This is a genomic window from Providencia burhodogranariea DSM 19968 (assembly GCF_000314855.2).
GTDB lineage: Bacteria > Pseudomonadota > Gammaproteobacteria > Enterobacterales > Enterobacteriaceae > Providencia > Providencia burhodogranariea.
The window spans coordinates 145,574-170,967 of sequence record NZ_KB233225.1 but is presented as its reverse complement, the minus strand read 5'-3'; the positions used below and the strand labels follow the sequence as shown (position 1 = coordinate 170,967).

General features: G+C 37.8%; 21 protein-coding genes. 15 read left to right on the top strand and 6 right to left on the bottom strand.

Annotated elements, in window-relative coordinates:
• Nucleotides 1–317: 317 nt before the first annotated feature.
• Both sbcD and OOA_RS16645 read left to right on the top strand, forming a co-directional pair.
• Entirely contained in the window at nt 318–1,538 is a 1,221-nt protein-coding gene (sbcD, locus tag OOA_RS16650; RefSeq protein ID WP_008913337.1) for an exonuclease subunit SbcD, read from the top strand.
• On the top strand, nt 1,535–5,212 hold the full coding sequence (locus OOA_RS16645) for an AAA family ATPase (RefSeq protein ID WP_008913336.1): 3,678 nt from the start codon (nt 1,535–1,537) through the stop codon (nt 5,210–5,212). The genes sbcD and OOA_RS16645 overlap by 4 nt, the downstream gene beginning before the upstream one ends.
• A gap of 406 nt (nt 5,213–5,618) precedes the next feature.
• Here the strand turns inward: OOA_RS16645 and OOA_RS16640 are convergent, their stop codons facing one another.
• Both OOA_RS16640 and OOA_RS16635 read right to left on the bottom strand, forming a co-directional pair.
• Complete coding sequence (locus OOA_RS16640; protein WP_008913335.1) at nt 5,619–6,902, bottom strand: cystathionine gamma-synthase family protein; 1,284 nt, start codon at nt 6,900–6,902, stop codon at nt 5,619–5,621.
• A gap of 46 nt (nt 6,903–6,948) precedes the next feature.
• Nucleotides 6,949–7,983: an isopenicillin N synthase family dioxygenase gene (locus tag OOA_RS16635; RefSeq protein WP_008913334.1), complete on the bottom strand. Its 1,035-nt coding sequence runs from the start codon at nt 7,981–7,983 to the stop codon at nt 6,949–6,951.
• Nucleotides 7,984–8,369: 386 nt separating this feature from the next.
• Between OOA_RS16635 and OOA_RS16630 the strand changes: the two genes are divergently transcribed.
• From OOA_RS16630 to OOA_RS16585, 11 genes are all read left to right on the top strand, one after another.
• Complete coding sequence (locus OOA_RS16630) at nt 8,370–9,230, top strand: MetQ/NlpA family ABC transporter substrate-binding protein (RefSeq protein ID WP_008913333.1); 861 nt, start codon at nt 8,370–8,372, stop codon at nt 9,228–9,230.
• A gap of 437 nt (nt 9,231–9,667) precedes the next feature.
• Entirely contained in the window at nt 9,668–10,618 is a 951-nt protein-coding gene (locus OOA_RS16625) for an MBL fold metallo-hydrolase (protein ID WP_008913332.1), read from the top strand.
• Between the two features lie 3 nt (nt 10,619–10,621).
• The gene (locus OOA_RS16620) at nt 10,622–10,936 is read left to right on the top strand and encodes a hypothetical protein (protein ID WP_008913331.1); all 315 of its coding nucleotides are present in this window, start codon (nt 10,622–10,624) and stop codon (nt 10,934–10,936) included.
• Complete coding sequence (locus OOA_RS16615) at nt 10,924–11,742, top strand: MbnB/TglH/ChrH family RiPP precursor modification enzyme (RefSeq protein ID WP_008913330.1); 819 nt, start codon at nt 10,924–10,926, stop codon at nt 11,740–11,742. Before OOA_RS16620 ends, OOA_RS16615 begins: the two co-directional genes overlap by 13 nt.
• A gap of 9 nt (nt 11,743–11,751) precedes the next feature.
• Nucleotides 11,752–12,474 (top strand): DUF2063 domain-containing protein, encoded by a 723-nt coding sequence (locus OOA_RS16610; RefSeq protein ID WP_008913329.1) that lies wholly within the window; start codon nt 11,752–11,754, stop codon nt 12,472–12,474.
• 4 nt (nt 12,475–12,478) lie between these two features.
• On the top strand, nt 12,479–13,075 hold the full coding sequence (locus OOA_RS16605) for an HvfX family Cu-binding RiPP maturation protein (RefSeq protein ID WP_008913328.1): 597 nt from the start codon (nt 12,479–12,481) through the stop codon (nt 13,073–13,075).
• Nucleotides 13,076–13,173: 98 nt separating this feature from the next.
• Nucleotides 13,174–14,721: a cytochrome ubiquinol oxidase subunit I gene (locus OOA_RS16600; RefSeq protein WP_008913327.1), complete on the top strand. Its 1,548-nt coding sequence runs from the start codon at nt 13,174–13,176 to the stop codon at nt 14,719–14,721.
• 15 nt (nt 14,722–14,736) lie between these two features.
• Nucleotides 14,737–15,876, top strand: a complete 1,140-nt coding sequence (gene cydB / locus OOA_RS16595) for a cytochrome d ubiquinol oxidase subunit II (protein WP_008913326.1) — start codon at nt 14,737–14,739, stop codon at nt 15,874–15,876.
• A 15-nt stretch (nt 15,877–15,891) separates the two neighbouring features.
• Nucleotides 15,892–15,975, top strand: a complete 84-nt coding sequence (cydX, locus tag OOA_RS20170) for a cytochrome bd-I oxidase subunit CydX (RefSeq protein ID WP_071524248.1) — start codon at nt 15,892–15,894, stop codon at nt 15,973–15,975.
• 769 nt (nt 15,976–16,744) lie between these two features.
• Entirely contained in the window at nt 16,745–17,344 is a 600-nt protein-coding gene (locus OOA_RS16590) for a nitroreductase family protein (protein WP_008913325.1), read from the top strand.
• A 685-nt stretch (nt 17,345–18,029) separates the two neighbouring features.
• A complete protein-coding gene (locus OOA_RS16585) occupies nt 18,030–18,335 on the top strand; it encodes a hypothetical protein (protein WP_008913324.1) in 306 nt (101 codons plus the stop codon).
• A 192-nt stretch (nt 18,336–18,527) separates the two neighbouring features.
• Here the strand turns inward: OOA_RS16585 and OOA_RS16580 are convergent, their stop codons facing one another.
• Nucleotides 18,528–20,477, bottom strand: a complete 1,950-nt coding sequence (locus tag OOA_RS16580; RefSeq protein WP_008913323.1) for a bifunctional 2',3'-cyclic-nucleotide 2'-phosphodiesterase/3'-nucleotidase — start codon at nt 20,475–20,477, stop codon at nt 18,528–18,530.
• A 163-nt stretch (nt 20,478–20,640) separates the two neighbouring features.
• The gene (gene mak, locus OOA_RS16575) at nt 20,641–21,546 is read right to left on the bottom strand and encodes a fructokinase (protein WP_008913322.1); all 906 of its coding nucleotides are present in this window, start codon (nt 21,544–21,546) and stop codon (nt 20,641–20,643) included.
• Between the two features lie 196 nt (nt 21,547–21,742).
• Between mak and rdgC the strand changes: the two genes are divergently transcribed.
• Nucleotides 21,743–22,648 carry a recombination-associated protein RdgC gene (gene rdgC, locus OOA_RS16570; RefSeq protein ID WP_008913321.1) on the top strand — a complete coding sequence of 302 codons (906 nt, stop codon included), beginning with the start codon at nt 21,743–21,745 and terminating at the stop codon, nt 22,646–22,648.
• Between the two features lie 230 nt (nt 22,649–22,878).
• Nucleotides 22,879–23,388, top strand: coding sequence for a GNAT family N-acetyltransferase (locus tag OOA_RS16565; RefSeq protein ID WP_008913320.1), 510 nt, complete (start codon nt 22,879–22,881; stop codon nt 23,386–23,388).
• Nucleotides 23,389–23,437: 49 nt separating this feature from the next.
• Here OOA_RS16565 and yedF read toward each other — a convergent pair whose 3' ends face one another.
• Both yedF and yedE read right to left on the bottom strand, forming a co-directional pair.
• The gene (gene yedF / locus OOA_RS16560) at nt 23,438–23,677 is read right to left on the bottom strand and encodes a sulfurtransferase-like selenium metabolism protein YedF (protein ID WP_004926886.1); all 240 of its coding nucleotides are present in this window, start codon (nt 23,675–23,677) and stop codon (nt 23,438–23,440) included.
• Nucleotides 23,674–24,888 (bottom strand): selenium metabolism membrane protein YedE/FdhT, encoded by a 1,215-nt coding sequence (yedE, locus tag OOA_RS16555; protein ID WP_008913319.1) that lies wholly within the window; start codon nt 24,886–24,888, stop codon nt 23,674–23,676. Before yedE ends, yedF begins: the two co-directional genes overlap by 4 nt.
• Between the last annotated feature and the right edge of the window lie 506 nt (nt 24,889–25,394).

Sequence of the window (25,394 nt, the reverse complement as noted above, 5' to 3'; positions counted from 1 at the left end):
GTTTGGAATTTCAAATACCTACATCACGCAGTTACCTTTGTTAACCCGATGATTAAGTTTTCATTATCAAGTCATGTGAGTTATTTTATATTTATACTCAGCATAATCTGTCATCTAAGTGAAATATAGATCCTAATAATGAATAATAAGCATTGCGTAATTCTATATGAAGATAGGCACGTTATTAGCATAGATAACGTCTACAGATAACGACAACGTCAAGTATGGCAGGTAATTTCCCATCGAGCAGGAATGATAAGGTATACTCATTCATAGCAATATCCATAAAGTAGCACAATTACTGGGAATGAATGTTCATGCGTATTATCCACACTTCTGACTGGCATCTTGGTCAGTATTTCTTCACTAAAAGCCGAGCAGCTGAGCATCAGCACTTTTTAACTTGGCTAGTTGAACAGGTTAAACTGCATCAGGTTAATGCGGTGATTGTTGCGGGTGATATTTTTGATACAGGCTCACCTCCCAGCTATGCGCGTGAGCTCTACAACCAGTTTGTAGTTTCTTTGCAACAAACTGGCTGCCAACTTGTGATACTTAGTGGTAATCATGACTCAGTTTCTGTGCTTAATGAAACCAGTTCTCTGCTTTCTTATTTAAATACTGATGTTGTCACATCAGGTACAGAGCATAATGTTATCACATTAAAAAATGCTCAAGGCCAACCGGGTGCTCTACTTTGTGCTATCCCATTTTTACGCCCAAGAGACATACAAATCAGTGTGGCAGGGCAAAATAGCGAAGAAAAACAGCTATCGTTGCAAACTGCTATTAGCGATTATTACCAAGCAAGTTATCAATTAGCGAAGCAGCAACGTGAATCACTCGGTTTGGACATTCCAATCATTGCGACAGGCCATCTAACCGTGGTTGGCGCAGAAGTTTCTGATTCTGTCCGTGATATCTATATTGGCACCTTAGATGCATTTCCATCAGGGGCTTTCCCACCGGCGGATTATATTGCACTTGGGCATATTCACCGCCCTCAAATTATTGGTGGGCAGCAAAATATTCGTTATTGTGGCTCACCGATAGCACTAAGTTTCGATGAAGCCAATCAACAAAAAAGTGTTTGTTTAGTTCAGTTTGATGGACATAGCGTGTCACAAATTACCCCACTTGCTATTCCTATTTTCCAGCCGTTACAGACTATCAAAGGGTCATTAATCGATATTCAGAAGCAATTAGCTAAATTGCAAATTGCTAAAGAAAGCCGCCCTGTTTGGCTAGATATTGAGGTCGCTTCGCAAGACTATATTGCTGATATCCAGCAACGAGTTGAAAGCTTGATAAAAGATTTGCCTGTTGAAATCGTGTTACTGCGTCGCGCTCGTAAACAACAACAAGGCCAACAAGCAGCTACTGCCAATGAAACCTTAAACGAGTTAACCGCTGAAGAAGTATTCTTACGCCGTTTAGCCGAGGAGTCACTGGATGATAAAGAGAAACAACAGCGCCTTTTATTACTTTTCAGGCAATCCTATGATGCTTTACGTTCTGAATTAGAGGGAAAATCATGAAGATTTTGAGTTTGCGCCTGAAAAATATCAATTCCCTCAAAGGCGAATGGAAAATCGATTTTACGCAAGAACCCTTTGCTAGTCAGGGGCTATTTGCGATTACAGGTCCAACTGGGGCAGGGAAAACCACGTTACTTGATGCTATTTGCTTAGCGCTCTATCATCAAACCCCTCGATTAAGCACACTCTCCTCCTCTCAAAATGAGCTGATGACCCGCCATACTGGCGAATGTCTTGCAGAAGTCGAATTTGAAGTTAAAGGCGTTGCTTATCGCGCCTTTTGGAGCCAGCGCCGTGCAGGTAATAAGCCTGATGGCAAATTACAGACACCCAAGGCAGAACTTGCAAAAGTCAGCGATGGTAAAATTTTAGCCGAAAAAGTGAGTGAGATCAGAGAACAGATCATTCAAATCACTGGGCTTGATTTTGGCCGATTTACCAAGTCTATTCTACTTTCACAAGGGGATTTTGCAGCTTTTTTAAATGCAACGGAAAAAGAGCGTGCCGACCTACTTGAAGAGATTACAGGTACCGAAATTTATAGCCAAATTTCTAGCTATATTTATCGCCAACACAAGCAAGTTAAAACAGATTTAGATCTGCTAAAAGCTCGAGCACAAAGCATTCATTTACTAACAGAAGATGAATATCAAACCTTGCTAGGTAATCAAAATTTACTGATAGAACAAGAAGTCCAACTTAATCAAAAACGAACTGCTCATCAGCAAGCACTAAATTGGTGGCAACGCCAGCAACAGCTCGCCTCACGTTTACAACAATTACAACTTGAGCAACAACAAGCGCAAGATGCTTACCAAGCCGCTGAACCTAGCCTCAAAAAACTCGCGGATAACCTGCCAGCCGAAAATTTACGTCCCTTATGGCAAGATGTAGAACAGCAGCAGCAATCTCTGAATGAACAATCAGTAAAACAAAAAAATATCTTACAAAGCCTTGAAAATAGCTTACAACAGTTAGTGCCATTACGCGCACAATGGGAACTAGCTCAAAACGAAAATACACAGTACCAAGCATATATTCAACAACAAACTCTATTGATAGACAATCAAGTTCGCCCACTGGATAACGAAATAGTTAATTTAAATCAAAACATTAAAGAAGTTAATGATAAACATAATCAGCTACAATCCCAACATCAAATAAAACAAACATTGATCATCGATACCCAGCAACAACTGAAGTTCGCCAATAAAGAATTACAAGACATCTCTTTTTATTTAGAACAAAAACAAAAAGATGCCCTAATTCTTCAACATATTGGAACTTGGAAACAACAAGGGCGCTTCATTGATGAACTAAGTCAAAAAGTAGTGGCTTTAAAGCAAAAACAACACACACTAGCTCAACAACAATCAAAATTAACGTTAGAACAACAGCAACAAACTGAACTTAATATTGCGACTGAACAGCGACTTGAGAAAGATATCACTGCTTTTCAACAAACCGAAAAACGTTATTTAGGATGGCAAGAAAAGTACGACATTGAGCAATTAAATCAGTCAATCGAACAGCTGCGAACCAGATTACAGCATGCGCAATTACTGCCTCTTTTATTGTCACAATGGCAAGAATATCACAGCCAAGTTAAGCGCCAGCAAACTCAGCAAGATGAACGGATTAAGGCTATTTTACAGATTGAAAAAGAGGCCAAAGTCACTGAAGCACAAATCGCTCACATCCAGCCACATTTAACTGATTTAAATGCACGATTACGTTTAGAGCAAAAAATTGTCAGCCTTGAAAAGGAACGCCAACAGCTTGTTGCTGGTGACCCATGCCCGTTATGTGGTGCCCTAGATCACCCAGCGGTTGAACAATATCAATCTATTGAACCAACTCAAACTGAGCAAAAACTGGCTGAACTCACCAAACAATTGGATCAACTAAAACAAGCGCAAACGTCACAACAGGCTCTTTTACAAAGAGAAACTCAACGACAATTAGAAAATCAACAATCACAAGCTCAATTAGCCGCTAACCACCAAAACTTGCAGGCACAATGGTTAACGGCTTGCGAACAAGCCAAAGTCCCTGAATTAGCGACTAATAATGCTGCGGTAGAACAGCTACTGACCGATCTACAACAACAAATCTCTACGTTACAAAAATCGGCTAACGATTTTAGGTTACTCGAACGCGAATACCAACAGCTCAAGAATCAGCTACATGAAAAACAATCGTTGAGTAAACAACAGCAATCAGTATTAATGTTACTCGCTGAACGACTAAAGCATCAAAACCAACTGATTAATGAAACTGAAAAAGAACTCATCGTTGAGCAACATCGTTATGATGATCAAAGCCAACAACTACAAGCGGCGCTTGCTGAATTTGCTTTACCTGCAACCAAAAACTTTGATGAATGGTTTGAAAAATTAGATAACCGCGGACAACTTTATGAAGCGAAAAAGAAAGCAGCTCAAGATTTAACGCAAAAAATTGCAGTCATTGAAGCCACATTACAATCCGAAATTAGCCAACAATCTATTTTAGATCAGCAGCTTGAGAGTGAAAAACAGCAATTAAAGCTGCTACAAACAGCTTTCACACAAAAACAAACTACTCGCAAAACGTTACTAGAAGGATTGTCTATTGCACAATTTGTGGGGAAAATGCAGGAAAAATATGATCATATAGCCCATAATTTACAACAACTTGCAGAACAAGTTAATCTTGGCGAAAAAAATATTGCCTCACTGAAAGGAAGTCAACGTGAGATTATAAATGCCATCGAAAACATACAACAGCGGTTAGCCACGGCACAACAACTCTTTAATATCGCACTCACTAATAGCCCATTTGCAACACAACAAGCATTCTTAGCCGCCTTACTCGCGCCAGAAGAAAAGTTGCAACTCGAACAACTTTATCAGCAATTAAACCAATCTCGTTTACAAGCACAAACACGCTATAAAGAAGGGGAATTGGCACAGCAAGAACACCAACAGCAGCAGCCTGAAGGTATCGAGAATGTCACATTGGAACAGTTGCAACAAAATATCAGCCTACTTGATGATGAGATAAAAAATCTAAATCTACAACAAGGACGGATTATCAGTCAGTTAGATGCAGATAAACAGCAACGACATCAACAACGAGACTTGCTACAACAAATCGAACAAAGCCAATTTCTTTATGATGACTGGGGTTATCTCAGTGAATTGATTGGCTCCGCAGATGGCGATAAATTCCGCCGATATGCACAAGGTTTAACCTTCGATTGCCTTATTACACTAGCAAATCAGAGACTTGATAAGCTACATGGACGCTACTTGTTAAAGCGTAATCATAACGCTAACCTCGAATTGCAAGTTATTGATGGCTGGCAGGCGGATACTATTCGAGATATCAAAACACTTTCGGGTGGTGAAAGCTTTTTAGTCAGTCTTGCGCTGGCGCTGGCGTTATCGGATATGGTGAGTAATAAAACGCAACTTGAATCATTATTCCTCGATGAAGGCTTCGGCACTCTCGATCCCGAAACATTGGATATTGCATTGGATGCATTAGAAAGCTTAAATGCATCAGGTAAAACGATCGGAGTGATAAGTCATGTTGAAGCAATGAAAGAGCGGATCCCTGTGCAAATTCCGGTGAAAAAAACCAATGGTTTTGGGTTTAGTGAGCTGCCTAGCCAATATCGAATTAATTAGCCTTAGCTCGGCATAGAAAATAGTTAAAAGCAGGTTCAGTAATCAAATCTTTCAATCTCAGAACGATGAATTACAAATAGAACCTGCTACCCACAATTCAATTAGCTAGCGAAATGAATTATTGATTACATAATTGCAATTCAAATGATGACATAATTATTACGAGATGAAAGACGTTGGAGAAATACAGTGATATGATTTTAATCAATTGAAAAATAATGTTTTTTATTTAACTTTCATTATAAAAAAATGATTTATTGCCACAAAACGTGACATGTCACGCTACATATTAATTCACAAAATTGCAATTACAGCTAAATCTATTTGGTACATACCATCGCCTTAGATGCATTCAAGTGAATTATATAAGCAGAAGCATTGCTACCTCTGCTTATATTTCTAATTTTTAAATAGCATCTAATGCCTGTGATAATGCCTGTTGCAGGTCATTCACATTTTCAATACCAACAGATAAACGCACCAAATTACTATCGATACCTATTGCTTTACGGATAGGCTCTGCAACACCTGAATGTGTCGTAGAAGCTGGATGAGAAGCTAAAGATTCAGTTCCTCCTAAACTCACAGCCAATTTGAATAGCGCAAGGTTGTTAAGGAAGTTAAATGCATCCTCTTCGTTCTCTCCGACATTGATCGAGAATGTCGAACCTGCTCCTGTGCATTGCGCTTTATAGACTTGATACTCAGCACTGTCTTTTGGTAAAAAGTCGGGATGATGCACCTTCTTAACTTTTGGATGTTGAGCCAAAAAGGTCGCTAATTTTTGGGCATTTTCATTGGCTCTTTCCATACGTAACTGTAAGGTTTCCAATGAACGTCCCAACATCCAACTTGAATGTGGATCAAGTTGAGTACCGATAGCATTCCGCTGTCCGCGAACCTTTTTAATCAATTCACGGCTACCAATAACTCCACCTGCGACTAGATCAGAATGTCCACCAACATATTTTGTTAGTGAGTACACACTTAAATCAGCACCTAGGGCTATTGGCTTTTGAAACACAGGGCCTAGCATGGTGTTATCACAAATTAAAAGTGGTTTTTCACTTTGCCGAGTCTGAGCAATCTCTTTGCTAATTTCGCTTAATAAGCTAATGTCTACTAACGTGTTCAACGGATTAGACGGCGTTTCGATATAAATAGCAGCAATATTTTTTGCAGGATCAATACCTTTAATAACTTCGCGAATAGAGTCGCCATCACATCCATCTGGAAAAGAAATAGAAGTGATACCAAAACGCGCGAGTGTATTCAAAAATAGTGTCTCAGTCCCGCCATATAACGCTTGGGAATGTAGTAAGACATCCCCAGGTTTGATAAATGCCATCAAGCAAGTCGTGATCGCCGACATACCCGATGAGAAAAGCGCTGCACTTTCGGCTCCTTCATATAAGGCGAGCCTGTCTTCAACAATTTCACTATTTGGATGATTAAAACGTGAATAGACAAGCCCTTGTTTTTGCTCTTCAGGCGTTGGTGTGCGCCCACTAACCATATTAAAAAAGGCTTTTCCTTCCTGCGCTGTTTTAAACACAAAAGTGGATGTTAAGAAAACAGGTGGTTTAATCGCACCTTCCGATAGCTGAGGATCATATCCATAGCTCATCATCAAAGTTTCAGGCGACAAAGTGTGCCCATTTAACTCTTTCTTATAATAAAGGTCTGACATAGTCGTACTCCGGTAATAATGAATCAATAACTTTATACTGAGTACATTATAAAATATTGCTATTTTTAATAATTTGCTCGTATTCTTCAGGATAAAACTGACGGGTCACATCTAAATGTGAACGCAGTCGCCCTTTAATAACGTTTTTACCTAAATTTGTAAACAGTGGGTTTAATGGATCGCTATCTGGCCCTAACGCTTGCTGGGCAAGGTAAGCTGGCAATGGTAATAATGGTACTTCGTCCGCAAAAACACTTGGAGTAATAAAATAAGCAATCGAATAACGTGAAACGCTATTTTGCTTTCTCACTACTTGGTGCACATTAGCGCGTAAATAACCATTTGTTGCCAATTCAAATACTTCCCCAATATTTACAACAAAGGCGTTTTCCATTGGCTCGACATCAATCCAGCCGTTATCTGTTTCAACTTGTAAGCCGCCAATATTATCCTGCCATAATAATGTTAAAATACCCGCATCTTTGTGAGCACCAACTCCCTGCTCACCTTCATTATTATCTTCTCGTGCTGGATAATGAATTAGCTTTAATAAATGCTGAGCAGGTTCTGCAATTATGGTATCAAAACTATTTTCAGGTAGTTCCAACGCAACTAGAAAAGCTTTAATTAATTTAACTGAAATATCTCTGGTTTTAGATTGCCACTCTAAAGCTTGTGTTTTCAGTTCAGGCAATGCTTCAGGCCATTGGTTTGGACCATGTAGGTTAAACCAAATAGGATCTTGTTTGGTCAATTCTAAAGCGGGTAGCTCTTCACCAATATCAATCTGTTCACGATAGTCTGGTTGATTTCTCGTACTTTCCTGCGTTGAAGCAGTATAGCCTCGAAAATGACGTGAATGACTCATCGCAATTTTTTCTTTTTCTACTTTAGGCAGAGCAAAAAAACGCTTAGTTGTTGCCAATAAAGTCTCACGTTCTTCTGGTGTAATATTGTGCCCAACCAGATAAAAGAAACCTATTTCACGTGCAATAAAACGCAGTTTTTTATAAAAATCGTCTCGCGTTTCTGGGTTATCTAGCTCGCGAAGGTCAATAATTGGTAATTGATATGATGACATAGTTAAACCCTTTGATATTTAATTATCATACTGAGATCTATAAATCTGGGTACGCGGAGCCCATGAATATAAATCACGATCACATTTCAAGATGCAAAGCTGCCAATTACTTTAATTACAAAAAATCAAAGTAATAACAATGACTTAATTGTTTTTATCAATATAACCGCATTGGCGTTCTACATAAAACTTGAATTATTTTAATTATAAGTAAACACCATATTAAGAAGAGACTAAAAATAACTTTAAAATATATCCATATAACCATTTGTGTTAAGTTTAATTTTTTATATAACTAAAAAAATTTTTTGTTTATAAAATGTTATTTCAAAAGCAGTCACTGAATCTGATTAGATATGAGAGTAAATAACTCGTGAGATATCAAAATGAAAAAAGTAGTGGCATTGTTGTTAGCTCTTTCTGTTTCTGCGATTAGTGCTTGTTCACAAGATGATAAGCCTAAAGAAACAGCCGACTCGGACGCACAAGGCAGACAAAAAATAATTATCGGTAGCCATGGAAGTGATGCTGATATCTGGCAATTTATTGCTCAATCACAAGCAGCTAAAGATGCTGGATTAGATCTTGATGTTAAAATTATTGATGATGGTGTGACATTAAATATTGCGACAATTGATGGTGATGTTGATGTTAACGCATTCCAATCATGGGGTTTCTTAAAAGACTTCAATCATAATAATAAAAATCAATTAACAGCAATTACGACAACCTATTTCGAACCAATGGCTGTTTACTCTGCCAAATATAAAACCTTAGATCAAATACCTGATCGCGCATTAGTGGCGATACCTAATGATGCGGCAAACCATGCAAGAGCATTATTGTTATTACAAAAAGCAAAACTTATCACGCTTAAACCAGACTTTAATCAAGCAACTGGTTCAGTCAATGATATTGTTGATAATCCAAAAGATTTAGTATTTAGACAAATTAAATATGCACATGGCCCAAGAGCTTTGCCAGATGTTGATATTGCTGTGATTGGTAATACCGCGGCACAAGAAGGTGGATTAAATGCATTAAATGACTCTTTATTTAGAGAACAAAATGATGGCAGCATTAACGATATGATTAATGTTCTTGTCGTTAAATCAGAAAATAAAGATAATCCAGGCTTAAATAAGCTGGGTGAACTTTATCATACTGACTTTGTTAAAGATTATATTCGCGATAATTTTGGTGGTACCAAAATTCAGATTGTTCAACCATTATCGACTCTTAATTAATTTATCTCCCTTAGGTATAACGGTTTCTATATCGTTATACCTGTTCTAATTCAATTATCTTACCTCTATTGTGATTATAGCGACGACTTATTCATCACACTTCAATTTAATTCCATGCTAGATAAACATATTTCCGGATTCGTATAATCAACTTATTTTAATCCTTTTTTTGATTAAATATGTCGCTAAATAATATGCTAAAAATAGCAACCAACTCATTTCTTGATTATCAAAATAATAAAATAAATATAATTCATTGATAAATATATCAATTTTATTTAATTACATATTCCATCAAAACCTATTCAAAATAATCTATCGATTTGACTGGTACATATCATATAAATAATCAATTTAACAAGTTCATAATATTAGAATAACCTTATGGTCATCAGAAGGATGATTTAGCTTATCGCTACAAAATTGAAGGAAGCTTTATGAGAACTCGTTTTAACAACGCCATGTTATTGTCCCTTTCTCTGCTTTTCTCTGCAAACGTATTAGCAGATGCATTACAGTGTGAAAATAAGGATTTTACAGTACAAACACTGGGGTCAGGTGGTCCTATTACAGATGACCAACGAGCCTCATCCGGAGAAGTTATTTGGATTAATGGTAAATCTGCGATTTTAATTGATGCTGGCGGAGGGGTATTTTTACGCTTTGGTCAGGCAGGAGCACGTTTAGAAGATCTAAAACTTCTTGCACTCACACACTTTCATACCGACCACGTCTCAGATGTAGCAGCAATACTTAAAGGTGGCTATTTCTTGAGTAATAAGGAAGAAATTACTCTCGCTGGTCCTGAAAAAGGCGGTGCATTTCCGTCTATGACGGAATATTTTTCCGATCTATTTAAAAAAGATGGTGGGGCTTACTCTTATCTTAATGGGCTATACAATGCGACTGACGGTTTAAAAATATCCAGTAATATCAAAGATATTAGTTATACCTCACATGAGCCATCATTAGTATACCAAGATGATGAAATGAAAATCACTGCTATTGGGATCCCACATGGTGATGTTCCTTGCTTAGCTTATCGAATCGAAACGGATAAAGGCACCATCGTCGTTTCAGCAGATCAGAATGGTAGCAACAAAGACTTTATCTCTTTTGCAAAAGACGCTGACATACTCGTTATGCCTTTAGCTATTGATGAAAATGCTGATGAACAATCAAAATTTATGCATGCGGCTCCAGATGTTGTCGGCAAGGTAGCAGCAGAAATCAATCCAAAAGTCTTAGTACTCAACCACTTTATGGGGAAAGGATTACGTCTGAAAGATCAGTCAGTTAAAATTGTTAAGCAATATTATCATGGGAATGTTTACTCTAGCCGCGATCTTTCTTGCTTTCCAATCTCATTAGCTAAAGATAAGGAATAAGTCATGAAAAAAGATATCGTACTTTCCATTATTGTTGGATCCGTTTTAACCATGGGAGCAGCAGCAACCGCTGTCGCAGCCGAGCCATCACAAGCTAATAGAATTGAAAATAAAGCTCCAACAAGTAGCGGTAAATGCGCCAGTGGTAAATGTGGTACCGAAAAAATTTACGGGCAGGCAACTCTTAAACATGATCCTCAAGATCAAATGGTTCGAGCCAGAGATGGCAAATGTGGTTTGACCGGTGAAGGAATTAAACAAGATACGCCTAAAGAAGTAAAAGTAGATAAGTGTGTTGGTGGCGTATGCGGCAAATAGCTCAAGATAGTGCTGGAATAGGGCTTCGTAGCGAGCATATAACAACGCTATTACAGCAGCCAAAACATAAGGATATCGATTTTTTAGAATTAGCTCCTGATAACTGGATGAATATTGGTGGATTAAAAAAGGAACATTTGAAAGATATTGCTAATAAATATCCATTAATTGCTCATAGTTTAAGTCTATCAATTGGTGATACTTGTCCATTGAATGAAAGCTACATCAACGATATTCGATGTTTTTTGGATGAGTATCATATTGATACTTATAGTGATCATTTATGTTTTTCGCGTGATAAACAAGGATACCTCTATGACTTACTGCCTATTCCTAGATTCGCCAATGTACTTCCTTATTTAGTTGAGCGCATTGAGCGAGTTCAAGATTTATTAGGACGACAGCTAGTACTCGAAAATGTTTCTTCTTATCACAGCTACGAAGGTGAAATGCCTGAAGCTGAATTTTGGGGTGAACTTCTACATCGAAGTGATTGCGGTATGCTTTTAGATATTAACAATGTTTATGTTAATGCCTTCAATCATGGATTTGATGCATTGGAATATATTCGCACTATTCCAAGTTCCTCCATAGTTTACTTTCACATTGCAGGTCATTTGGAATACGAAGAGTTTAGGCTCGATACTCATGGTATGCCAGTGTTGCAAGAAGTATTAGATTTGGTAAAACAGACCGTTACGCTTCATGGTGCCAGACCTTTATTGCTAGAACGTGATAACAATGTTCCTCCATTAAACGAATTATGCGGTGAATTAACCGATATCAAAAAACATATCTCACAGTAAGGAATTAGCGTGATCATAGCTCATTCTGTACCCGCATTATTGGCCGCAGCAGAGGAGGAATTCTCTATTTTACTGCGCTCCCCTAATGCTTCAGACGAAAAACTTCCTCGAGGTATTTCGTTGTATCGGAAAATTGTAAGAGAAAATATTACGGGTGTATTAAAGAGTGTTTTTCCGTTATTTAGTCAACGTCTAAAAGAAGAAGATATAAATGAAATCGTTGATATGTTTCTTTATCGACATCAAGCAAATCAACCAGAATTTCATCAAATAGCAACTGAGTTATTGCTATTTATGCGACAACAATGTCAATTATCAGTTCATGAACTGGCACTCATTGAATATGAATGGTTGATGTATGCAGTTGAAATTGATGATAGTAAAGTTCCAATACCGCAAAAAATATCACTAGGGAATAGAGAAATACCAGATATTGAAATAGTATTAAATCCAACACTTAAAATAGTTGTTTTACCTTTTTCATTACCATTAACAGAAGAGACTAACGATAAAGAGAGTTCTTTTACACATTATTTCGCACTCTACAGAAAATATGACAATGCCATTTGGCAAAAGAAACTTTCTGAAATAGAAGTGTATTTATTATCAAAAATGACACATGAAGTAATTTCTGCTGTCTCATTAATGTTATTTACACAAGAAATATCTTTTCAGTCCTGGCTAGAAGCCAATAATAATGATGAAATCTTTTCTATAATCTTTAAGAGTTAATACTATGATAAAAAAATTAATAGATTGGTACGATTTAATTGTATCTAAAGTTATGAAAGCAGATTTCGTTGCTTTATTACTTGTTCGTTTATATTTATTACCCGTAATTTATGAAGGAGCACATTCTAAAGTACTTGGATTTAGTGGTACTGTTGCTTGGTTTTCACAATCTACAGCGGAAGGTGGTTTAGGTCTGCCATTTCCTTGGTTATTAGCATTTTTAGCAACCTCAACCGAAGTATTAGGGCTTATCTGCATTGCATTAGGTCTATTCACGAGAATTATTGCTATTCCTATGATGGTCGTTATGAGTGCTGCTAGCTTGATGGTTCACTGGTCACATGGTTGGTTGGCTATTGCTAGTAATAGCATGGAGTCAAGCCAGCGTATGAGTGGATTCTTACAATGGTTAATTGAGAATTTCCCTGGTCGTTATAATTATATTACTCAACTTGGCGACCCTATTATTTTAAATAATGGCATTGAATTCTCTGCAACCTATTTTATCATGCTATTAGTTTTATTATGTTACGGTGGTGGTAAATTTATTAGTACGGATTATTGGCTGAGCAAAGGTTTAAAATCTTGGCTTAATAAATAATTTCCTCTCCATATTAATCAAGAATTATAATTTAAGTGGCTCTGAGTTCCAGAGTTCACTGAAATTACTCATACTTTCATCGGATGAAAAAGCTAATTATGATAGATGTAATATTACTTTCTCGTTTCCAATTTGCAGGTTCTGCACTTTTTCATTTTCTATTTGTTCCATTAACATTAGGGTTGTCCGTGATGCTAGCAATCATGAACACCTTATATGTCGTGACAGGTAAGGAAATTTATAAAGATCTCACCAAGTTTTGGGGAAAATTATTTGGTATTAACTTTGCTCTTGGCGTGACGACCGGGCTCACTTTTGAATTCCAATTCGGTACTAACTGGTCTTATTACTCTCATTATGTTGGTGATATTTTTGGTGCCCCCCTTGCGATTGAAGCGCTATTAGCTTTTTTCCTTGAATCAACGTTTGTTGGATTATTTTTCTTTGGCTGGGATAGGCTGAGTAAAGTTCAACATATGACGGTGACTTGGCTTGTCGCTCTCGGATCGAATCTGTCTGCGATGTGGATATTGGTAGCAAATGCTTGGATGCAAAATCCAGTTGGCGCTGAATTCAGTGCCAAAACTATGCGAATGGAAATGACCAGCTTCACTGATGTTTTGTTTAATCCTGTCGCTCAAGTGAAATTTGTCCATACCGCTTCGGCTGGATATGTGACCGCTGCAATGTTTGTCATTGGGATCAGTGCTTGGTATTTACTGAAAAATCGTGATGTCTTATTTGCTAAACGTTCTTATATCATCGCCGCAGCTTTCGGGATGATGTCTTGCCTATCCGTTATTGTTCTTGGTGACGAATCTGGCTATGTGATGGGCGATGTCCAAAAAGTCAAACTTGCCGCAATTGAAGCAGAGTGGGAAACCCAGCCTGCACCAGCTTCGTTTAATCTATTCGCTATCCCTGATCAGAAAAATGGGGTCAATCACTACGCTCTCGAAATTCCTTATGTTATGGGGTTGATGACAACTCGTTCATTAAATAAGCAGGTTACAGGTCTTAATGATCTGAAAGCTGAGCATAGATTGAAAATCATGAATGGTATTAAGGCATGGACGTTATTAGAACAGATCCGATTAGGAGATAATTCCCCTTTACTTGCTAGCCAGTTTGATGATGTGAAAAAAGATTTAGGTTACGGTTTACTCCTAAAACAGTATGTTGCACATCCACAAGATGTTACTACAGCAGACATAAATAAAGCGGCTGATGCAACTATCCCTGAAGTTACACCACTGTACTTTGCTTTTCGTATCATGGTAGCAAGCGGCATGATATTACTGGCCGCAGTATCTATGGCATTTTATAGCGTAATACGCAAGAAAGTTGGTAAATCACGCTGGCTAAACCGAATACTATTCTATTGTATCCCATTACCTTGGATAGCTTGTGAATCGGGTTGGTTTGTCGCTGAATATGGACGTCAACCTTGGGCTGTCGGTGAAGTACTTCCTACAGCAATAGCGACTTCGAGTCTAAGTTCCGGTGATTTAATCTACTCCATTATTCTTATCTGTGGGTTATACAGCCTGTTCTTTATTGCTGAAATGTATCTGATGATCAAATTTGCCCGCCAAGGGCCAAGCAGTCTCCATACTGGTCGTTACCATTTTGAAAAATCATTGTAATCAGAGAGACGTTTTATGCTGAATTATGAAACCTTGAGAATTATCTGGTGGGTCCTATTAGGAGTCGTTTGTATCTGCTTTGCTGTTACCGACGGATTTGATATGGGTGTAGGTGGGCTTATCCGAGTCATTGGTAAAACCGACGTAGAACGACGGATAATGATTAATAGCATTGCCCCACATTGGGACGGTAATCAAGTCTGGCTAATTGTGGCTGGTGGTGGAATGTTCGCAGCTTGGCCTGTCGTGTATGCTGCCGCATTTTCTGGATTCTATGTCGTCATGATTTTAGTACTAGCCTCACTCTTTTTTCGCCCAATTGGCTTTGATTACCGTTCAAAAATTGAGGATCCTCGCTGGCGTGGGATGTGGGACTGGGGTATTTTTATTGGCAGTATAGTCCCTCCATTTATTTTTGGATTAATCATTGCGAACCTACTACTGGGTGTACCATTCACAATCGATGAATGGATGAGAGTGACTTATACTGACAGTTTCTTTGCCTTGTTCAACCCATTAGGTTTGCTTGGTGGATTTATCGCCTTATGCATGGTGATGATGCACGGTAGCGCCTTTTTGCTATTGCGAACTTCCGATACCGTATACTCACGAGCGCGAAAATGTGTACAAGTAACCGGAATACTAACCACTCTACTATTTTTGATAGCAGGCGCAATTGTGATCACCAGTGTTGATGGTTATACGTTGACTTCGGTTATTGACCATGCCTCACCTTCCGATCCACTCAGTAAAACAGTCGCCCGAGTATCAGGCGCATGGTTAACTAATTACCACCACTACCCTATATTATGGTTATTACCGCTGATGGGACTGGTTCTACCATTAGTGTCAGCGCTATTTGCTCGTTTAAATCGTTACCGCCTAGCATTTTTAACCTCTGGGTTATCCATCTTAGGCATTATTAGCACACCGGCAGCGGCTATGTTTCCATTTATCATGCCCTCATCGGTACAACCTAATGTCAGTCTGACATTGTGGGACAGTACTTCGAGTCTATTGACTTTACAGATTATGACTATTGTAGCCATCGTGATGGTACCGACTATTCTGGCTTATACCAGCTGGTGCTACTACAAAATGTTTACGCGGCTAGATGAAAAATCTATTAAAGAAAATTCACACTCGCTCTATTGAGCTTAAGGAATCATTATGTGGTATTTCGCTTGGGTATTAGGCACTTTACTCGCCTGTGCAGTTGCTATGATTGCAGCGATAGCAACGGATGATGAATGACTGATATAAGCAATACTTTAAATAATTCGACTTGCATATAGTCGACAAGAGAAGATCGGCGGGAGAGCATAGACAAACTCTATGACTCGCCCCGCTATACGTAGTCAGCAATCCTATAACTTAAAGTATGAAGAATATATAAATGAGAGAACGTTGCTTTAATTCGATATCAATTCACTATTATCGGAAATATCGGTAACTCTTTTCTAATCTCAAAGTATTCAAATGGGCTTATTGCCAATAATTGAATAAGCTCATTTAACGGATAAAAATTATTGTTTTCAATTAATAACCGTTTTATCTCGTATGTTGGTAGCACTTAATATCATATTTACGATTAATTCCCAATCGGGGATCTATAGCTGGCTTTATCGTATGGATAATAAGTCATATTCGCTTTGCTTTTATTCAAATATTACTACAAAAATAATCTTCAATATTCCCTAGAGATCGCCTTTATCAGCTACAGCTACCTCAAATTATTTTGGCGATAAATCTGTTTCTCGCCATTAAATCCAGTTCAATTATTCTCTTCCAACTTATAGCAAAACATCTACATTTATGATAAATAAATAAAACCAAACACATAAGAGATTGAATTAAAAGAAAAATATAGCAATAAAAACTAAACCTAAAAATTTGAACCTTATCGTTAAAAATTTTTTCTATGATTTATTATCTATAGAGTTATAGTAATACTCAATAAACGAACAACGGCGTCTGGAACTGTTAAAAATGCCGTGCGCTAGCAAATATCTAGGAGATTTACATGTCAAATGCATTTATCGAACTGATTAAAAAACGTCGCACTATTTATAACCTCGGCAATACATTGCCTGTTTCAGAAGAGCATGTTACAAATTTAATCAAAGAAGCGGTTAAACATTCCCCTTCTTCTTTTAATTCACAAACATCTCGTGTCGTCGTTTTATTTGGCGAAGAACATCAAAAACTGTGGAATATAACGAAAGAAACGCTGCGTGCAATTGTTCCAGCGGAAGCATTCGCGGCCACTGAGCAAAAAATTAATAGTTTTGCTGCGGGTGCGGGTTCTATTTTATTCTTCGAAGATATGGCCGTAGTTAAAGGGTTGCAAGAGCAATTCGCAGCCTACGCTGATAACTTCCCTATTTGGTCAGAACAAGCGAGTGGTATTGCTCAATTCGCAGTATGGGCAGCTTTAGCACAAGAGAATATTGGGGCATCACTGCAACACTATAATCCATTGATTGATAATAAAGTCCAAAAAGAATGGGGCACTCCAGATAGCTGGTTATTACGCGCTCAGATGGTATTTGGTTCTATCAATGCACCTGCCGGTGATAAAGGCTTTATGGATGACGAAGCTCGCTTCAAAATCTTTAAATAAGTTTTAAAATATCACTCCTCTATTTTTATAAAAAATAGGGGAGGCATAAGTCCCATACCAGAATCATTAAATTTATCGTTAGGGAATTGAAAACATTTGCTAAGCATTGGAATGGATAAACTCTACGATTCGGATAGCTAAAATACTTACTATATATAAAATGTTATCTTAATTACGACAGATATAAACCTGATATTACCTTATCTTGAAAAAACACACCGACACCAGGGATTCATTCATTTTGAATTCAATAAAAAACAAATGTTTGACTTTAAATTATCTTATTTTACTTTAAAAAAATTCAGGTTGCATATTGACGAATAAATGATGTAATAGCGACATTTATGCAACTTGAACTTTTACTGATCTATAAGTCCTCAATCTAACATTGAAAAAATATTTTCCTATCAAATCAATTACCACCCAGCGTATTAAATTATTTTATCTTCAATAACACAAACTCAATATCGTCATTTTCATAGCTAAAACATAGCTTTCATCGTATATAACTAAAACGTACAACGACAGCACAATTTTTTAACTTTGAAACCAAAGCGAGATAAAGTAAAGGAAAATAATACTTAATTAGCATATATCATGGAATTTACTCATATTTAAACTAAACTAAAAATGAGAATACACAATGCACTATCTAATCAAGGCTAGTGCAATTAGGAGGTAGATAATGAAAAAACATTTATCTTTGCTCGCTACCATGACTGTTGTGCTCATTTCTAATTTCTCTTTCGCCCACACTACGACTAAGGCCGTAGAAAGCGGCACTATTACCTTTATTGGTGCTATCGTTGAACCACAATGTGAGATCAACGTGGCTAACCGCCAACAAATCAATATTGACTGCTATCGCAATGGAAAAAATATAATTAAAACCAGTTCAGTTACTGATGCAAAAAAACTAAGCTGTGATCATGTCAAAGTAGAGTATGTCCTATTTAATAAAAAACCAATGTTAAATATTATTTACCTTTAGTATTTAATAGAGTAGTTATTGAAATAGCATGTATCCATTTAACTATAATGTTTAAAATTAACTTTTATTAAAGAACACTCTAAATTTAGAATATCTATTAATATACAAAAAAGCCCATTATTATTGAATAAATCAAATAATAACAGGCTTTAAATCAATTTAACTGAATAGTAATACTAATTTTATTACTACTTATTTTCCTGTTAGATCAATTTGGTAAATAGCAAAACCAATATCATCTGTTCCAACTTGTTTTAGTGGATATTGTGAATGCTCTTTGATAAATGCAGCAGCCTTATCACTTGGTGACGTTTCAAAGCGAATATCAAGCTTTTTATCCGTCTTAATCGGTGCGAATGACCAATTATTATCTGCATTACTTGCAACTTCACCTTTTTCTTTAGAGATTTTGGCAATATAAGAAGCTAGTATGGAACGGTTTTCATCTGGTGAAGCAAAGGCAATATTGTTATCACCCGTTCCTGCAAATTTACCACCATAAGCACGGTAGTTATTGGTTGCTACCAAGAACGTCGCTTTAGGGTCGATAGGCTTACCTTGGTAAGTAACATTTTTAATTCTATTCGCTTGTTTGTTGGTTACTTGACAATCGACGTCATATTTTGCTGGCTCTGTCAGGTCAATTTGATAGTTAATGCCACTGATTGTGTCAAAGTTATAGGTTCTAAAACCATCCCAATTAATTAAACTTTGAGTTGATGTTGATTGCGGATCAATACGATTGAACATACCCGCTGAGCATTCAAGCCATTCAACAACATCTGCACCCGTCGCTTTTACCACAACTAATGTATTAGGGAATAAATATAAGTCAGCCGCATTTCGGAAAGTTAAATCCCCTTTCTCGACTTCAACAAACTCCGCAGGAGCATTTTTACGTCCACCGACTTTGAAAGGTGCAGCAGCAGATAATACTGGAAGATCAGCAAGATCAGGGTCACCTTGAATAAAGTGTTTCGTGTAATCAGTTTGTGCATCATTTACGATTTGTACAGTTGGATCACTTTGTACTAATGCTAAATAGCTATACATGTTATCTGAAGCTTTACCGATCAATTTACCCACAAATTCACGTGTTTCATTGTGTGGTTTCTCGATCATTTTGGCTAATTGCTCATCACGCTCAACCAATGGTTTTTTATTCGCTTTATCATAAACTGGGCGAGCATGAGCATTTGCATCAGCAACTTTCCAAGCTCCATCGTCGTTGTTTAATACAAGATCAACAACACCGAGGTGGTCTCCCCATTGACCTGGCATGACAGCAGGAACACCATTTACAGTGCCTTTTGCAACATCAACACCTTTAATATTCTCAAAATCTTTACTTGGGAACACGCCATGTGAATGACCAAACATAATGGCATCAATACCTGGGACTTCACTCAGATAGTAGACTGAGTTTTCAGCCATTGCTTTATATGGTTCTTGAGAAAAACCGGAATGCGGAATAGCAACAATAACGTCAGCTCCCTCTTTCTTCATTTGAGGGACAAATTTTTTCGCTGTTTCAGTAATGTCATTAACCGTCACTTTGCCATTCAGGTTTGGTTTATCCCAAATCATAATTTGAGGAGGAACAAAACCAATATAACCAATTTTTAAATTATGTGTTTTACCATCGCGATCTTTGACTGGTGTATCGACAATAATATATGGCGTGAAATAATTTTCGCCTGTTTTAGCATCAATAATATTCGCATTCACATAAGGGAATTTTGCACCTGCGATCGCTTTTTTCAGATAATCCAGCCCAAAGTTAAATTCATGGTTCCCAAAGTTACCGACTGTATAACCCATTGTATTCATTAGCGTGTGAGCAGGGTGAGATTCCCCTTCTTCTAAACCTTTAGCTGCCATATAGTCTGCTAATGGGCTACCTTGAATTAAATCCCCATTATCGACTAATACCGCATTGGTCGCTTCGCCTTTTGCCGCTTTAATTAAATTTGCTGTTCGTACTAACCCAAACTGGTCAGTTGATTTATCTTTATAATAATCAAAATCGTTCAAATTACTGTGTATGTCGGAGGTTTCCATCACACGTAGGTCGACAGTCGCTGCATTTGCATTAACTGCCACTAACAGAGCCAGTGCTGATAATTTAAAAATGTTATTCACCGCAAATCCTCTTAGTTGATTTATGCAGAGTAAACTCTGCACTCACTTTATTTACTTCATATTTTAATAAATAATAACAAACAGTGCTCCTCTTATTTATTGAAGTCACTGTTTATATTCATATAGTTGTATGTTAGTCACAAAATAAGAGGGATCATGATTATTATTTCGACCAAAGCCATGCCGCACCACGAACACCACTGGAATCACCATGAAGGGCTTTGCGAATCGGCGTATCACACTCTCGCCCAAAGACCCAGTTTCTAACCAATGAAGGCAATGATTGATATAAGCTGTCGACATTACTCATTCCGCCACCTAAAACGATCACATCAGGATCCAACATATTAATAGCTTGGCCTAATGCTCTAGCAAGACGAGATTGGTAATGATTCATTGCAGTAATGGCATGTTCGTTACCCAACTGCACAAGTTCAATAATTTGAGCTCCAGTTTTTGTTTCACCCGAAAGCTTTCTATAGTCGGACATAAAACCGGTACCTGAAACAAATAGCTCAGTACAACCTGTCAGCCCACAATAGCAGTGCTCACCATGAAGAAATTGCGCATCTTGAGCATCTTGCCAAGGCAATGGATTATGCCCCCACTCCCCAGCAACACCATTTCCACCTGAGTGCACTTGTCCATTAATCGCAATTCCTGCACCACACCCAGTACCAATAATCACAGCAAAAACTACCTTAGCACCTTTCCCTGCACCATCAACCGCTTCAGATACCGCAAGGCAATTGGCATCATTAGCAACCTTTACTGGCCTTTCAAGAATTTTAGCTAAATCCGCATCAAAAAATTGGCCATTGAGCCATGTTGAGTTGGCATTTTTCACTTTGCCTGTGACGGGTGACAATGTTCCCGGAATACCAATACCAACAGTGCCTTTTCTGCCTGTTGCAGCTTCTGCATCATTAACTAGGCTTACAATCGCATTCAATGTCGCAACATAATCACCACGAGGAGTTGCAATACGCTTACGAAAAAGTGAGTCCCCACTTTTATTTAATGCAATAACTTCAATTTTAGTACCACCGAGGTCAATTCCAATTCTCATAACCATACTCTTTAATTATTTATTTTCTGTATCATTGCCTGTATACACTATCTATTTCAAGCGCCTAACCCTGAAATTGCGCTGTAAGAACATAAGAAATCATTTATGAAGGTATTTTTTTTCGCTTAATAATCGACAATTCGTTATCATAACCACCGGCTAAAACAGGTAATTAATCAACAAAGGTAGGTTTTTCATGTGGTTCAAGAATATATTGGTCTATCGTCTGAATCGAGATCTGGCTCTAAGTGCCAATGATTTAGAGAAACAACTTGCACCTCTCGCCTATCATCCTTGTGGTAGCCAAGACATGATGAAAACTGGCTGGGTCTCTCCGATGAAAGGAGCTGACGCACTCACCCATGCAGCAGGTAATCAAATTCTTATCTGTGCTAAAAAAGAAGAAAAAATGTTGCCTTCTCCTGTGATCAAACAAGAATTACAGGATAAAATAGAAAAACTTGAAGCTGATCAAGGTCGAAAATTAAAAAAAACCGAGAAAGACTCACTCAAAGATGAAGTTGTTCACTCATTATTACCCCGTGCATTCAGTAAATTTAGTAAAACCTATATTTGGATTGATACTGTAAATCAACTCATTATTGTTGATGCAGCCAGTGCCAAACGCGCGGAAGATAATCTCGCATTACTACGTAAAAGCCTCGGATCATTGCCTGTCGTTCCTTTGACATTTAAAGAACCTATTGAGCTGACCTTAACAGAATGGATCCGCTCAGATGCATTACCACAAGGCTTTGCTGTTATGGATGAAGCTGAATTGAAAGCAATTCTAGAAGAAGGCGGTATCATTCGCTGTAAAAAGCAAGCGCTTATCTCAGATGAAATTGCGACCCATATCGAAGCAGGTAAATTGGTCACAAAACTTGCTATTGATTGGGAAGAACGCATCCAATTTATGCTTTCTGATGATGGTTCATTAAAAAGATTAAAATTCAGTGATACATTAAAAGAACAGAATGATGATATTGGTAAAGAGGACTATGCTCAGCGTTTTGATGCCGATTACGCTTTAATGACAGGTGAACTCAGTGCACTTATTGCGCGCCTTATTGATGTTCTTGGTGGAGAAGCAGAACACTAATCAATACCCTACCTCTTAAGATGGCAACGTATATTACAATGCGTTGCTATTACTTTTTAGACTCCGCTTGCATTGCCATCATGAAGTCATTGACTGCCTATCTAATCTCTGGTGAATTGAATTACATCTTGATTACAAAATAGTAGCAATTTTCATTTGTTAAATAAAAATAAACAAATGGGACACTGCAACTATAGGGAAAAGGTTAAAATTCAATCATAGGAACTATCATGAAAGAGCTCATCGAACCTGAAGTTGATGAACATTCACTTGTTACACTGCAAAAAATTACCGCAGACAACTTCTCTGAAATTTGTTTGCTAAGCCATACACTTAGTGAAGCACAACGCAGCATGGTCGCAGATAATGCCTATTCTATTGTCGAGGCTCAATTTTCTGATTGTGCGTGGTATCGAGGTATTTATGCTGATGATGTTCCTGTCGGTTTTATCATGCTTCATTCTGGATTAGATGATGATGAACTTGAATATGCAGGGATTATGCTATGGCGCTTTATGATCGCCGAACCATATCAAAAGCTCGGATTCGGTCGTGAAGCCTTAATTCAAGTGATTCGTTACCTAAAAAAGAAAGGTTATCCACGTCTTTATAATAGTTGCGGTGAAGGTGAAGAAAGCCCTTTTGAGTTTTACCAAAAACTCGGGTTTATTCCAACTGGTGCCTATGTAGACGATGAGTGCGAATTGGTTCTAGATTTAACCAATTGGGAAGACGAATAAATGAATAATAGGCGGGTTTTACTCAAATATGACCCGCCTATTATCATTATTATTTTTGAATTAAATAACGGATGGTAGGACCATCTTGTTGAATATCTAACACGGTATAGCCATAATTCTTAGCATCCAGAGGAATATTATTTATTGATTGCGGGCAATCACTCACCACTTCCAATATCTCGCCTTTTTTTAATGATGGCATTGCTTCCAATGTCGCTACTGCTGGATAGGGGCAAGGTTCGCCCACCATATCCAAACGATAATCAGGAATTATTTCTTTGTGACTCATACAGCCTCCACAGATGTGCTAGCCTGTTTTTGCGCGCGCTTACGGAAAAAGTATTTTTCCCACACTAGCATCAAAATAAATGCTAACGCTAATAACAGATAGGTAACCGCTAAGCCCCCTTTAGGACCAAACGTTTCTAACAAATTCACCTTATCAAAATCAGTTGCCAGCCAAGGCGCTAAGTCATCCCAATAATAAGCGAGAATGGTTGCACCGATAATATTACCAAAACCAACCCACCAATAATGAACTTGCCCTTCAACTGCACGGTACATCCAGCCAGTTTCACAACCACCAGCCAGCACAATACCAAATCCAAACAATAAACCACCAATCACAGCATTTGGCCCAGCCCATAAAATTTTTGGTGTCGCACCTAATTGAACGTAACTAAAGATCCCAATAGCACTCACTGCCATACCGATGATAATGGCTTTAGCCATATGAGTTCTTCCAGTGATCCATAAGTCACGAAATGCAGAAGTAAAACAGATCTGTGCGCGTTCGATCAATAAACCAAAGCCGATTCCGCACAATATTGCGATACCTAATACTGGCGAATCCCATAGGGTATAAACGCCCCATGCAATGGCAAGACAGAAAATAATCATACCTAATTTAAAACGTTGTTTGGCAGTATCCAATCTTTGCGTTAAAGGTGAAGCCGCTGAAACTTTCTGTAACTTAATTGGAATTCGAAACATTGGCATCAACGTAAATTTAGCACCGAAATATGACCCAGCTGCCGTTGCGATGGCAAAGTACCACGCATGAAGAGAAAATTGTGGGATCCCCGTAAAAAATGCCGCTAAGTTACAACCCATTGCCAAGCGTGCACCAAATCCAGCAATAATTCCGCCAATGATAGCTTGAAAAATACGAATTCGATGTTGAGGCATGCGTAGTTTTACATTATTTGCCCACAATGCTGCCGCAAAACATCCAGCAAACATACCGATGATCATGACACCATCAATTCTTTCAAGTGGACTGCCTTCCAAACCGATTACTTTAAAGTATCCCCATTTTTCTGGTTCAGCACCGAATAATTGCAAAACATGTCCACCCCAACGGGTGAATTCACCTGTCACAGCCCAAAATGTGCCTGTTAAACCAAAGTAATACGTTGACAGGACGCCTGCTGCAATCACTGCTGGCAAAGGCTTCCAAAAACGGATGAGATAGTGAGATTTAAACTCAGACCAAGTCATTTATAACGTCCAATTCATTCGCGCCAGCACCTGGCAGAGAATTCCGCCGTTGTATTCAATTCCCCACAGCAGATAGGGGCAACATCATACTCTGATAATTTATTTCGTGAAGTCACAAAACAAAAAAAATGCTAGTACATTGTTTTAATTTATTATTTTATAGTCAATTTGATAATTCCCCCATACAGTTCATGTTTTATATAAGCATAAACTGTTGTCATTCGGGTGAACAAGCTTGAGGATTTTAATAGGTGATGTCATGTAGTTACTTCACAATTTACTCTATTCAGCTATGTATAAATGGACAAAATAGAACGTATGAAGCCATGGTTTATTTTATTGGTAATTTTTAGACAAAAAAAAGCGTTATCAGAGATAACGCATCAATGTGTAGTCTTATTTTATCTATAGAGGAGTATATATGAAATTGCCGCATTACGGCGTCGCTTGCTATGCGTAGTCTGAAGTCAGCCCATTTGACCACAGTAATAACATTTATTGATTTA